Raw genomic sequence first — 13160 nt, 5'->3', positions numbered from 1 at the left:
CATGATGAAAAAAAGAATAATCATAAGCGTGTGTTCCGTCCTTTTATTGGTCGGTAACATCTTTGCCCAAGAGAATAAAATCAAAAAAGCAAACGAAGAGTTTGAAAGCTACGACTATATCGACGCTCGAAAAATATATTTGAATGTAGTCAGAGATGGTTACGAATCTGCTCAAATATTTGAAAAATTAGGGGACACCTACTATTTTAATAGCGAATATACCGAAGCCAATAAATGGTACCAAAAATTAGTGAGCAACTACCCTAATGAGGTAAAGCCAGAATATTATTTCCGAGTAGCACAAACCCTTAAAAGTGTTGGTGATTACGAAAAATCCAAAGCCATGATGGAAAAATTCACTCAATCTTCCGAAGGCTCTGCTTTGGCACAAGAACAAATGAACAATTGGCAAGCCTTTGAGGAACTGGCCAACTCCGAAAACAAAAAATTCAAAGTCACCAATGTCACAATGGATTTAACAGGATCAGATTTTGGTCCCTCCTTTTACGGGGATAAAATTGTATTTGCTTCCTCATCCATCAATACAGAGGGGAATAAAATTCACGACTGGAACGGCCTCCCCTATTTAGACCTATTTGAAGCAGAGATCGGTGAAGATGGAAAGTTCAAGAATGTGAAGCAATTAGAGGGAGACCTTAAATCACCTTACCACGAATCTTCCGCCGTTTTTACCAAAGATGGACAAACCGTTTACTTTACCCGCAACAACTACATAGATGGAAAAAAGAAGCGTGGCAAAAAACGATTGGTCAGTTTAAAAATATACAAAGCCACCAAAAATGATGACGGAACATGGAGCAATGTACAAGAGCTGCCTTTTAACGACGATTCCTATTCTGTGGCGCACCCTGCCTTGAACCAAGAGGAAACCCGTTTGTATTTTTCATCCAACATGGACGGTACTTTGGGTGAATCGGATATTTGGTACGTGGACATTCTGGAAAACGGTAATTACGGTAAACCTGTAAACCTTGGTCCTGCAATTAATACCGAGGAGCGAGAAACCTTTCCTTTTATAAGTGATAAAAATAGACTCTTCTTCTCAAGTAATGGCCACGTAGGGCTCGGAGGTCTGGATGTTTTCAGAGCTTCCCATAATGATACACAAGGGTTCTATGAGGTTAAAAACCTCGAACAGCCCATTAATTCAAATCAAGATGATTTCGGATTTATTGTAAAAGAAGAAGAAAAAATAGGATACCTTTCCTCAAATAGAGAAGGTGAAGGTGGAAGTAGTTCAGATGATATCTACCTCATTACCGAAAACTGTAAACCAGTGATTTATGGTGCCATTACAGATGCCAAAACTGGAGAGCCGTTGGATGGTTCCCTCGTTTACCTTATTGATAATGATAACCAAATGGTGTCCCAGCAAGTCACGAAAGCCAATGGTAATTATGAGTTTGAGGATAATATTAATTGTGAAAACCAATATATAATAAGGGCATCCAACGACGAAAAGGAATATCAACCCCTTGAAAAAGTTGTAACGACTCCCGAAGGGTCCATGATGCTTCAAGTGGACTTGGCCCTTACCCCACCCGATTGCCCAGTTAACGATTTGGGATGCCGATTGGATCTGCAACCCATCTATTTTGATTTTGACAAACATAACATACGTTCAGATGCCGAAGTGGAATTGGCCAAAATATTGGAAGCAATGAAGGAATATCCTCAATTGAACATCCATATAGAATCCCATACCGATTCCAGAGGAGATGATGCCTACAACATGCAATTGTCCGAAAGAAGGGCTAAATCCACTCTTGAATGGTTGGTCGACAAGGGAATTGATCGAGACAGACTATCCTCAAAAGGGTATGGTGAATCACAATTGGTTAATAACTGCTCCAATGGCGCAAACTGCACCGAAGAAGCACATCAATTGAATAGAAGATCGATGTTCATCATCAAATAAGTACTTCTTTTTAGTTTTTTTATATTGATAATCAGCGTGTTATAATTTTTGGCACGCTGATTGTATGTTTTAAGGTGGATGTAAATAGTTGCATCTAGAACTTAAAACCTTGTAGTATGAAAAAGTTAGTACTCATTATAGCAGCGGTTCTTTTTGGAATACCAAGTATCCAAGCGGAAACCACCAACACAGTGGCCACTGCCACCAATTACCGATATGGAAATTCTTTCATTTTTGTGGAAGATGGTGTAACCTTCTCGGTGTATCCAGATGGTGAGTTCGATTTCTACATAGACAACAGGGTAAATGTGGGCGTTGGCGCGCAAATCGGAAACGTTGGAATCACCTTTAACTCAGGATATAATTACAATCCATTTGTTCAGTACGATGCTTATGGTGCTGTGATTCAAGTAGAGAACACTCCTATTTATTATGATTACTACGGACGTGTTTCACAAATTGGAAACGTGGATATCTGGTATAATAATGGTAGGGTTCGTCGAGTAGGTGGATTGAACATATTCTACAATGGAGGTGTTTTCAGTCACTACACAGGATATATCAATATTTACAATAGAAGATATGTGTACAGACCGTTCCATAGATATTTTGCAAGACCCGCAGTTGGATTCTGTAATGTATATGCAAGACCATATAGAAGGTATTATAGACCTGTAAGATACACTTACTATGCCCCCTATCGAAACAATGCAAGACGTGCTTATGCCCGTGTAGGCAATGTTTATAGAAATAACAATAAGCATAGAAGAGATAATATCTATAGAAATGACAGAAGAGTTTCTGTACGCAATAATGCGAGCAGAAGAGCTGATTACGGTAGAAGCAATGCCACGGTATCAAAAAATTCTTCAAGAAGAGGAAACACAGCGGTAAACCGTTCCAGCAATACTGTTAAAAGACAGCAAGTAGCTTCAAGAGACTCTAGAAGCAATACTTATAGAAAGTCTAATAATGTAAATAGATCTGGAAGAATAACGGCTTCCAACAACAAGGGAAACCGTGCGGTTACCAGTAGAAGCACAAGTTCCAGAAAAGTAGCCCCAAGTACAAACAATAGAACCGTAAAACGTTCTGCTCAAAGTACATACAGAAAACCACAGACCACAGCGAGAACATCAAGCAGGTCTACGGTGAGCAGGGGAAACTCTTCATCAAGGAAAGCCGTTTCCAGAAGCACTAGACCTAGTGTTAGAAAAAGTTCTGTAAGCAGAAAAACTACTTCTAGGCCAAGTGTGAGCAGAAGCTCTGGCAACAGAAAAAGTAGTGCTAGAACAAGTAGCTCCAGAGGTGCGTCCAGAAGAAATAATTAGATAGTTTTTTTAGGTTGGTTAGTTGTTTACCCCGTAGTTGAATTTATTCGCTACGGGGTATTTTTTTTGAGCCATTTGGATAAGAAGCCCGTAACATCTTCCGAAATATTGAAGCGGTACAAAATACCCACATACATCACTACAATAAGCAATGACTTTAAACCAATATTGATAATAGGATGAAACTGAAATTGCAACAAATCAAACAATACGGCCAAAAGGACCAAGGTTGCAAACACTTTAAACGTGGCCGACGTAAAAGGCAAAATCCCAAATTTTAGCTTTACGAAAATCAGCTTCACCAGATTAAAGATTAAAATAGAAACAAAGCTTGCCAACGCAGCCCCCTCCAACCCCATTTCCGGTATCAATAAATAATTGAGTAGAATCGTCAGCGCAGCCAAGCAAACTCCGAAAACCAAAACCGTTTTATAATATTTGGAGTTGTACAAAATGGAATTGATGTTCCCCAACAAGGAATCCATCACCTTGGCCAACCCGATTAAGAATACAATAGCAAAACCATTTCTATAATTTTCGGGAAGCATCAAATACAAATCGTTCAAGTTGAGGATGATCAGTACAAACAATATCCCCGAGGCAATAAATAGCGTTAAAGAAGTTTTCTTGTACAGTTTATCCAAACCAACATCATTACGGGTGTTCAACAGTTCGGCCGTTAACGGATAGGTAATCTGGTGCATCGCGCGGGACGGCACAATAATTACCGTGGCAATATAGACCGAAACCCCATAATACGCCACATTTTCAATGCTGATAAACTGATTCAACATCACCTTATCTATTTCCAATAAAATAAGGGCTGCCGAGCCTCCCAAAATAATCAAAAACGAATAGGATAGAATTTCTCTGGTGTAGGGTGGAAACTTAAAGTCCAACTTGGGCACCCTTAAGCTGAATGCATAAAGTTTGATAACAACAGTCCGCAAAAGATACAGTCCCACCAAACATTTAAAGAAACTGTCCAAGGTAATCACATCAAAATAAAAAAGTATTAAAAGAATGGAAACCCCTATCCTAGCGAAAACTTCCTTCATAAAATTTCCAAAAACTGACTTTAAATGAACTTTTGCCCAGGAATAGAATACCTCAAAATAACCCATCGCCAAGCCCACGAAAAACACATACCAGAGGTAATCCTTCACCATAGGGTTCACTTGGGATACCCAATCGCCAATGGGTTCGTACCAAATAAAGACTACCAAGGCCAAAGGCACTATTCCCAACAAAGGAATCAACAGCATTAGGGTAAAAAAACCATCCTTTTCCACTTCCTGATGATTGCTGTAATATTTCACCATCGTATTATGTATTCCAAAAGCCATCAAGGGCATCAGAATAGCGCCCGAAGCCAAAATAAAGGTAACCAGACCGTAATAGGCATCAGGGAGAATCTTGACGTAGAGAAACAACGTATTAATGGCCCCAAAAAGGAACCCTAAATACGTTACCGCCGTATTTTGTATGGATTGTTTAAGAACAACGCCCATTAGATAAATTTAGCCAAAGATTCCGTTAATGCCTTTCTATGGTACCGCTCCACTCCTTCGGAATGGCAAACCAAAGTACCTTTTTGGTAGTGGTGGAACGCATCCAAAAGTACATTTTTTAAGGTTGCAACATCGGTGTGTAGGCACATATTCCCTGCTTTGTGCTGTGCTACCATTGCGCCAGCCTCCCACCCCTTGGGACCAATGGCCAAAATGGGTCGCTTTGCGTTGAAATATTCAAATAATTTGCCGGGGATAATGCCTTTGGTTTCGTCGGAATCAATCTCCAACAACAAAAGCAATTGCGATTTTTGTTGGGTTTCCAAAACTTTGTCGTGGGACAGATAGCCTAACTGCTTAACATAATCGGTAAGTCCATGGTCTTTGATGGATTGCAAAACCTCTTCCCCCACTACCCCAGCAAGTTGTACCCGTAAAGCATTTTTGAAAGTTTCATTTTCGGAAATCAATTCCCGTAAAGCCTGCCATAACCCTAAAGGGTTTCTACCTGTGAGTAAAGAACCGATGTGGGAAATTGTAAACTTCGAATCCAATTCCACTGGCTTCAATTCATCATCAAAACCATTGGTAATCACCTTTATCGGTTTTGGGGTGATGGCCCCAAACTCTGTTTTGGTGATTTTACTGGTAACGATAATTTTATCCGCCTTCACCAATACCGACTTTTCCAGCGCTTCGTGTTTAAGACGGGATGATTCGGTCAATCGTAATTTTTTATGATACCCAATGGAGGTCCAAGGATCGCGAAAATCGGCAATCCACTGGATGTTGTATTTCTTTTTAAGTCCCAATCCAATCAAATGCAAACTATGTGGTGGCCCTGTGGTAACTATGGTTTGAATGCCTTCATCTGCAATCACTTTGGCCAAATAGGAAATGGATGGTTTCACCCACAGTTTTCGAGCATCGGGAATAAAAAAATTACCGCGAATCCACAACAACACCTTTTCTATAAATGATGGGTTTTTCTCCTTAATGATTCCAGAGCTAATGGTTTTGGTCTTCTTTTTTGAGAGCAGTGAAGCCCAGCCATAGGGTTCCTTTATAGGCTGTTTTAGTATTTTGATGGAATCCGGTACTTCCGCAACCAATTTTTCGTCCACAATGGGATAACTCGGATTTTCAGGGACATAAACAATAGGTTCAACACCAAATTCGGGTAGGTATTTTACAAACTTGAGCCAACGTTGTACCCCTGGTCCCCCCGCTGGAGGCCAATAGTACGCTATGACCAAGATTTTACGCATGGGGTTCTTTCTTTTTTCCACGGAACAAGGTAAAGCCCAATCCCCCAAAAATCATCAACCCCAATAGAATATTGGCCGCCAAGGTAATTTGGCTTCCCGTTTCCACTACTTCGGGCTCAAACCTGAACTCAATTTTGTGCTGACCTGCCGGGACCTTCATACCGCGAAGTGCATAATCCACCCGATAATGTTCTTGGGGCTTTCCATCGATAAACGCATGCCAACCCGAAGGATAATGCATCTCGGAAAAGACCGCAAAACCATCGTTTGGATTTTTGGTTGTGTAGGTGATGCTGTTGGGACGGTAATCCGTCAGATCAATACGGGCCAAAGAATCCACCGAATACCGTAATTTGGTCAATTCGGGGTATTCCTGTGTATTTACCACGGCCTGTGTTTTCGAATTAAAGTCTTTTAATTTTAGAATCTCCTCATTGGCCGAAGAAACCGGCACCAACTGATTCACAAACCAAGCGCTGCCATTAGCATCTGGATTTACAGCAGGAAAACTGTTCCCTTCCTCATCTTGTTGAATAATGTATTTGACGTTCAACATGTTCAACACTTGAAGGTTATTCTGATACAAATGAAATTCGAACAAATTTTGAAGCGCTCGTGGCTTTGCCGCGTGATAACCACCAATGGATTTATGAAAATACGAAGTCCGTGCCCCGTTGATACCTTCTTGAGGATCAAATACCCGATAGATGGAATCGTCCTGTTGAATCATTTGATCAATTTGATTGGCTTGGAAGGGTTGGTTTACCTGACGTTGGCGTACAAAATCGTCCTCGTTCACATAACGGAGGTCCACGCCTACTAAATCAAACAGGATAAGCGCACCCAATGCAAAGACCAAAATATTCTTATTGATTTTATCTTTGATAAAGAACCACAACGCAGCAGCGGCCAAGACCACATAAATCAACGAACGGAAGGTATCGCTAATATAAACCGCTTCACGATCACGTTGGATCATCGTCATCAATTCATCTCCAAAATACCCGCGATAGGTTTCGTCTCGCAGTCCTTCAAAATCAAAGAACCCTTTCAGTAAGAAAATAAAGATGCCCAGTCCTACGGAAACAAAGAAACTTAGCTTTAGTGCTTTGAGCTTTTCTTTTTGGTCGACCGATGATTTAAACAATTCCCGTATTCCCAAAATTCCGAGTACAGGCAAACAAAGTTCCAATACTACTTGAATTGATGATACCGCCCTGAACTTGTTGTAGAGTGGGAAGTAATCGATCATAAAATTGGTGAGCAGGGGAAAATTTCTGCCCCACGAAAGCAGCAAGGATAAAATAGCACCTGACAACAACCACCATTTCTTTTTGCCATCCACCAGAAATACGCCCAACAGAAACAAAAAGAAAACTATGGCTCCCACGTAGGCTGGGGCCGCCACAATCGGTTGGTCGCCCCAATACAGGGGCAAACTACTGGAAAATTCAACGGCTTTGGTGGGTGATAATCCTTGGTTGGTCAAATACTCATAAGCTTTGGAATCCTTGCCCAGATCTTCGCTGCCCGAACCTCCGAACAAACGGGGCGCAAACAGATTGAGTGACTCTGCAATTCCGTAGCTGTATTGTGTGATGTAATCGTAGTCCAAGCCAGTGGAAACCGGTTTTTCGCTCCCATCCGGATTTATCGTCAGTTCCGATGTCCCTCGGGTGCTCCAATCGGCATACTCCTTGGTGGCCATTAGGCTTGTGGCATTGGTAAAAATGGACAGCACCACGGCCAAAACCAAAATACCTACGGAAGCAAAAAAGTGTTTAAGTTCTTTTTCCTTGATGGCATAAATGAGATAAACCAGACCCATCACCAACACCAAGAGCATAAAATAATACGTCATTTGGTAGTGATTGGCGCTAATCTCGAGTGCCATCGCCAATGCGGTCAGTATAAAGCCTAAAATGTATTTTTTTCGAAAAACGAGCACTATCCCACCCAAAACCATCGGGATATAGCCCAAAGCGTGTGCTTTTGCATTGTGCCCCACGCCGAGAATAATAATCAGATAGGTGGAAAAACCAAAGGCGAGCGCGCCCAAAGCAGCCAGCCTAAAATCGACCTTGAGACATAGCAATAGTATGTAAAACCCTATCAAATAGAGAAAAAGATAATCCGCAGGTCTGGGCAAAAACCGAATCAAACGGTCCAATTCCTTTACGTAATTATGCGGATAATTGGCTCCCAATTGATAGGTGGGCATTCCGCCAAAAGCACTATTGGTCCAATAGGATTCCTCTCCAGTAACCTCTTTGTATGCGTCACGTTCTTGGGCCATGCCCTTGTACTGGGCAATGTCCGACTGATAAATGGCTTTTCCCTGCAATGTTGGATAAAAATAGACCAGCGATGCAAGAATAAATAAACCGATTACACAAATGTGGGTGATAATGGCTTTTGGAGAAAGATTCATGGATAGGTTTTGATTCGGCAAATATTAATCAATTTCCTCAAAATCTATGTATTCTCCAACTTTTTTTGAGGGATTGGATCTACGGGGCGGTTTTTTGGAAACAACGGTCTCCCCTTCCTTAGTTTGCGAGTTATCAAAATCTTGCGGGTTTCCGAACTGTTGCCCAAAACGTTCGCTCGTCTTCTTAACGGCATAGTTCAGAAGCTTCGGAGCCAGCCACTTCAAAAGTAATTTGAGTCCGTAGTATACTAATATGACGATTAAAATCGTTTGTAATAAAACCATATAACCTTAGTTATTGTATCAAATTTACACTGTTAGTCCGGTAAACCCATCAAACGTATCTTAAAATAGTATTAAAAACCCAGTTATATGGACATTTCCATGATCAAAAAGTCATTGTTTCTTTTCGTTCTAACCCCAACTTTTATTTTCGCCCAATATACCGATGTCATCAATTCCAACAGACCTGGAAGGGCCGCAAGTGCCTATGCCGTTGGTAAAAATGTGGTTCAGGCCGAAGTGGGAATGTTGTACGAGCAACAGGATAATGTCGATTTAAATTCGGACTCCAACATTTTTGGGGCGGACTACGCCTTTAGGTACGGTCTGCTTTTTGAAGAACTGGAGGTCATTGCCGAGGGGTCTTTCATATCTCAAAACATCACCTATCCCGATTTGGGCATCGAGGGCAATCTGACCAATTTTTCCCGAAACCGAGTGGGTTTAAAATACTTGGTTTTTGATCCCTTTAAAGACCCGGAACGAAGCAAGCCCAATTTATATAGTTGGAGGGCAAACAATGTGTTTCAATGGAAGAACTTGATTCCTGCCGTATCCGTTTACGGTGGAGCCAATTTTGTATTGGGCGACAATCCGTTTTATCCTGGGGAACCCACCGTCTCCTACCGTGGCGGCATCCAAACACAGAGCAGGCTCTCACCAAGGTTTGTATTAATTTCCAACATTGCCTACGACCGTATTACCACCGATGCTCCCGAATGGCGCTACGCCCTATCGTTGACCCACGCTTTTCGTGATCCTAGATGGAGCGTTTTCTTTGAAGGGCAAGGCATTTCTGGCGACCGCTATTCCGATATTATTTTAAGAACGGGTGTGGCCCGCCTGATCAACCGTAATTTTCAAGCAGATTTTCATTTGGGCTCCAATTTTAAAAATGACCCTTCCCGCATTTTTGTGGTGCTTGGATTCTCCTACCGTTTGGATTTCCATAAAGATGAAATGATACCCATCAATGAACAACAATCGGGTATGAACGGAAAAATCAAAAAGAACGCCAACAAAAAATCAAGAAAGCGCAATAAAAAGAACTAGACCATCTTAGTTTTTTGCGTTTTCCGCGAACTTCATTTTTCTACTGCAAGTAATATTGCTAATATTGGGCATTAATTTGCAACTATGGTAACCGTTAAGCAGGTTCAGTCCAAATCGGACTTAAAGCGTTTCGTAAAATTTCCTTTTTCGCTCTACAAAGATTCTCCGTATTGGGTACCCCCTATCATCAAAGATGAAATGGCATCTTTTGACAAGGAGGTTAACCCTGTTTTTAAATCGGCAGAGGCACAATTCTTTTTGGCCTACAAAAACAACAAGATCGTTGGGCGCGTAGCGGCCATTATCAATTGGTTGGAAGTTAAGGAACAAGGCTTGAAGAAAATGCGTTTTGGTTGGTTCGATTTTGAGGACGACCCGGAGGTATCCAAAGCCTTGCTGGACAAAGTCCGGGAAATCGGCAAAGCAAACGAATTGGAGTATATGGAAGGCCCTGTGGGCTTTTCCAATTTGGACAAAGTGGGCGTACTCACCGAGGGCTTTGACCATATTGGTACCATGGTGACCTGGTACAACCATCCGTACTACCAATCGCATTACGAAAAACACGGATTTACCAAGGAAAAGGAATACCGAGAAAGCAAGTTTCCGGCGGCCAATGCCGACCCAAAACTGTTTGCCAAGGCCAATGTTCTGATCAAAAAGCGCTATGGCCTCAGGGAATTGAATTTTGACAAAAGTGCGGACATTATGCCTTGGGTGGACAAGATGTTCGACCTTTTTAACGAGACCTACGCCAAGCTATCTTCCTTTGTAAAGATTACGGATATCCAAAAGGAGTATTTCAAGAAGAAATATATCAGTTTCATTAATCCGGAGTACATTAAGTTTGTAGTGGATGCGGACGATAATCTGGTGGCCTTTGCCATTGTGATGCCCTCTTTTTCGGAAGCCTTGCAAAAAGCCAAGGGGAAATTGTTCCCTTTCGGGATTTTCCATTTGCTCCATGCCAGAAAACATAGTAAAGATGCTATCTTCTACTTAATAGGTATTCACCCCAAGTACCAGAACAAGGGAGTGACCTCCATTATTTTTAATGAGTTCCACCACACCTTTAAAAAACGTGGGGTGGTCAACTGTATACGAACCCCTGAACTAGAGGATAATCTTGCCATACAGCAAATGTGGAAACATTTTGACCCCAAGGTGATCAAGCGCAGATGCACCTATGTAAAGAATTTGTAGCACAATCTTTTTATTGTTTTTATCAAAAATGAGCATTTCCCCATTTTTGATTTGGATACATATGCCCTTGATTTTGTAATTTGGTTCCACTGATCGATTCAATTCGGCAGTCCTCTGGCGCAGCATCCCCAAAGCACCTAAAACAAATAAGGATGAAAACCATAAAATTGATTCCGGGGAAATACAACAGTGAGGAAATTATTGTTATCAAGTTTAAAGCGGACAAAACAATAGAAAAACACCTTATTGGCTTACATGGGTTACAACGCAACCATGGGGATGGCACCTTCTATTTAAAAAATTCGTCCAAAAACTTAAATCTTGTATTCAACCATATGCGCAAGATAAAATGCTATGTTGACTACAGCGAATTAAAGCAAAAGCGAATTGATATACCTAAAAAGGGAGAAAAGCTTTGTTTACCGCCCATTGACTCCCTTAATAAACAAGATTTAGAGAGGTTTAGGAGGTGGTTGAGGGAAAAAAGATTGAGTCCGAACACTGTGGACACCTATGTTGAGGTTACTGGTTTTTTTCTTAGGTATGCTATATTGAGAAATTCAAAAAGCTACTCAAAAAGGTTGGTGGAATCCTTCAATTATGAATTCATCGTTAAGGAAGGAAAATCTATCTCCTATCAAAATCAATGCATCAACGGCATAAAGAAGTATTTTTTGTTCAAAGAAATCGATATTGGCGCACTACATTTAAGTAGACCAAAGAAAGAGAAAAAACTTCCTGTTGTGCTAAGCAAGGAAGAAGTAAGGTCTATTATTGAGGTAACCCATAACCTTAAACACAAAACGCTATTGTCCCTTATCTATTCTGGAGGGTTAAGAATAGGTGAAGCTATTAATCTTAAAATCGATGATATTGACAGTAGAAGAATGTTGATACATATTAAGGGTGCAAAAGGAAAAAAAGATAGATACACCTTGCTTTCTGCGAGTTTTTTGGGGATTCTTAGGGAATATTATAAACAGTTTAGGCCGAAAGAGTACCTTTTTGAAGGTCAAAATGTACCAAAATATAGTACCAGCAGTGCGCAAAGTGTTTTAAAGAAAGCTGTTCTGGCGTCGGGAATACGGAAAAAGGTCACTCTTCATACGCTAAGGCACAGCTTTGCGACCCATTTATTGGAAAGTGGAACCGATATACGCTATATCCAAGAACTTTTGGGGCATAATAGTCCTAAGACCACCATGATCTATACCCATGTGACGGAGAATAGTATCAAAAACATCAACAACCCATTTGATGACCTATAATTATCTTTATATTGCGTAGAAAGTAAATAAAACGTTGAAAACTATACTGAACCATAAATGACAAAACCTGGGCATAGCCAACCAAATTGGCGGTATATACCCAACAAAGTTCAGCATATAATCAAGTTGTGCACAAGCTAAAAGAACGGCACCAAGGAACTATATGACGACAGAAAAACGATACGAGATTCTTGATTCACTTCCGACCTATGGACCAATGTATGTTCCAATAAGTGAAAGTGGAGAGCCTTTTTACTCTGAAGGTGTAGTAGTTCGTTTTTTTAGAAATGACGGTACCGATTGGGTAGCGAACTTTCAACCAGGTTGGACAGACCTTAAAGAAGTAATTGAACTTGAAGAGTCAAATGACCTGCTGATTATTGCCAACGGGACTTGCTATTTAATGAATCCAAGTAGCGAAAAGCAAGTAGATGTTTTTGGAGTTGGTTATTCAAATGTTTTTAAGGTCAATAATGGAGACCTTGTACTGCAAGATCAAACAAACTTGACAATAATTAAACAAAATGGAACTCACTGGGATTCGGAAAGAATTTCTTGGGATGGTCTTAAAGAGATTCAAATTGAAGAAAGTATAGTAAAGGGACTTTCGTATGACCCAATGTATGATGCGGATGAATGGGTTGAATTTTCATATGACCTTAATTCAAAAACTTTGGAAGGTGGAAGCTACCACAGATATGATAATAAAAAACCTTGGTGGAAATTTTGGTAATTAAAAATAAAAAGTGTAGACTTCCCTTAGATAGAACTGCTTATTTTTCTAAAACTTCATCAAAGTTATCGTTTTCAATTCCTTGTGCGGTACCGCACAAGGAATTGAGTTCCAGATATTGTTTAGGGGACACATATCCCA

10 protein-coding genes are annotated in these 13160 nt (G+C 40.7%); 6 read left to right on the top strand and 4 right to left on the bottom strand.

What is annotated here, in order from left to right; genetic code table 11:
- Nucleotides 1-4: 4 nt before the first annotated feature.
- Nucleotides 5-1939 carry an OmpA family protein gene (locus J4E06_RS11245; protein WP_349524011.1) on the top strand — a complete coding sequence of 645 codons (1935 nt, stop codon included), beginning with the start codon at nt 5-7 and terminating at the stop codon, nt 1937-1939.
- A gap of 116 nt (nt 1940-2055) precedes the next feature.
- Nucleotides 2056-3270, top strand: coding sequence for a hypothetical protein (locus J4E06_RS11240; RefSeq protein ID WP_349524010.1), 1215 nt, complete (start codon nt 2056-2058; stop codon nt 3268-3270).
- A 50-nt stretch (nt 3271-3320) separates the two neighbouring features.
- On the opposite strand, the gene J4E06_RS11235 is transcribed toward J4E06_RS11240, so the two are convergent.
- The 4 genes from J4E06_RS11235 to J4E06_RS11220 are packed head-to-tail and all read right to left on the bottom strand — an operon-like array spanning nt 3321 to nt 8765.
- Nucleotides 3321-4781 (bottom strand): lipopolysaccharide biosynthesis protein, encoded by a 1461-nt coding sequence (locus J4E06_RS11235; protein WP_349524009.1) that lies wholly within the window; start codon nt 4779-4781, stop codon nt 3321-3323.
- Nucleotides 4781-6049 (bottom strand): glycosyltransferase, encoded by a 1269-nt coding sequence (locus J4E06_RS11230; protein WP_349524234.1) that lies wholly within the window; start codon nt 6047-6049, stop codon nt 4781-4783. Before J4E06_RS11230 ends, J4E06_RS11235 begins: the two co-directional genes overlap by 1 nt.
- On the bottom strand, nt 6042-8480 hold the full coding sequence (locus tag J4E06_RS11225; protein ID WP_349524008.1) for a YfhO family protein: 2439 nt from the start codon (nt 8478-8480) through the stop codon (nt 6042-6044). The genes J4E06_RS11230 and J4E06_RS11225 overlap by 8 nt, the downstream gene beginning before the upstream one ends.
- A gap of 24 nt (nt 8481-8504) precedes the next feature.
- A complete protein-coding gene (locus J4E06_RS11220; protein ID WP_349524007.1) occupies nt 8505-8765 on the bottom strand; it encodes a DUF4834 family protein in 261 nt (86 codons plus the stop codon).
- Between the two features lie 87 nt (nt 8766-8852).
- Between J4E06_RS11220 and J4E06_RS11215 the strand changes: the two genes are divergently transcribed.
- The 4 genes from J4E06_RS11215 (at nt 8853) to J4E06_RS11200 (ending at nt 13019) form a co-directional block, all read left to right on the top strand.
- Complete coding sequence (locus tag J4E06_RS11215; RefSeq protein ID WP_349524006.1) at nt 8853-9815, top strand: transporter; 963 nt, start codon at nt 8853-8855, stop codon at nt 9813-9815.
- Between the two features lie 84 nt (nt 9816-9899).
- The gene (locus J4E06_RS11210; RefSeq protein ID WP_349524005.1) at nt 9900-11018 is read left to right on the top strand and encodes a GTP cyclohydrolase; all 1119 of its coding nucleotides are present in this window, start codon (nt 9900-9902) and stop codon (nt 11016-11018) included.
- A 152-nt stretch (nt 11019-11170) separates the two neighbouring features.
- Nucleotides 11171-12286 (top strand): tyrosine-type recombinase/integrase, encoded by a 1116-nt coding sequence (locus tag J4E06_RS11205; RefSeq protein ID WP_349524004.1) that lies wholly within the window; start codon nt 11171-11173, stop codon nt 12284-12286.
- A 163-nt stretch (nt 12287-12449) separates the two neighbouring features.
- Nucleotides 12450-13019 (top strand): hypothetical protein, encoded by a 570-nt coding sequence (locus J4E06_RS11200; RefSeq protein WP_349524003.1) that lies wholly within the window; start codon nt 12450-12452, stop codon nt 13017-13019.
- The last annotated feature ends 141 nt before the right edge of the window (nt 13020-13160 follow it).

Origin of the sequence: Allomuricauda sp. NFXS6 (assembly GCF_040148835.1) — a bacterium.
Lineage (GTDB): Bacteria > Bacteroidota > Bacteroidia > Flavobacteriales > Flavobacteriaceae > Flagellimonas.
Note: the sequence above shows the minus strand (reverse complement) of the source record. Positions and strands in the feature narration are given on the sequence as shown.

What these genes read in the sequence shown, in the direction of transcription:
- J4E06_RS11230 (WP_349524234.1), bottom strand. Translation starts at nt 6,049, where the DNA reads ATGCGTAAAATCTTGGTCATAGCGTACTATTGGCCTCCAGCGGGGGGA.
- J4E06_RS11235 (WP_349524009.1), bottom strand. Translation starts at nt 4,781, where the DNA reads ATGGGCGTTGTTCTTAAACAATCCATACAAAATACGGCGGTAACGTAT.
- J4E06_RS11215 (WP_349524006.1), top strand. Translation starts at nt 8,853, where the DNA reads ATGGACATTTCCATGATCAAAAAGTCATTGTTTCTTTTCGTTCTAACC.
- J4E06_RS11240 (WP_349524010.1), top strand. Translation starts at nt 2,056, where the DNA reads ATGAAAAAGTTAGTACTCATTATAGCAGCGGTTCTTTTTGGAATACCA.
- J4E06_RS11205 (WP_349524004.1), top strand. Translation starts at nt 11,171, where the DNA reads ATGAAAACCATAAAATTGATTCCGGGGAAATACAACAGTGAGGAAATT.
- J4E06_RS11210 (WP_349524005.1), top strand. Translation starts at nt 9,900, where the DNA reads ATGGTAACCGTTAAGCAGGTTCAGTCCAAATCGGACTTAAAGCGTTTC.
- J4E06_RS11225 (WP_349524008.1), bottom strand. Translation starts at nt 8,480, where the DNA reads ATGAATCTTTCTCCAAAAGCCATTATCACCCACATTTGTGTAATCGGT.
- J4E06_RS11200 (WP_349524003.1), top strand. Translation starts at nt 12,450, where the DNA reads ATGACGACAGAAAAACGATACGAGATTCTTGATTCACTTCCGACCTAT.
- J4E06_RS11220 (WP_349524007.1), bottom strand. Translation starts at nt 8,765, where the DNA reads ATGGTTTTATTACAAACGATTTTAATCGTCATATTAGTATACTACGGA.
- J4E06_RS11245 (WP_349524011.1), top strand. Translation starts at nt 5, where the DNA reads ATGAAAAAAAGAATAATCATAAGCGTGTGTTCCGTCCTTTTATTGGTC.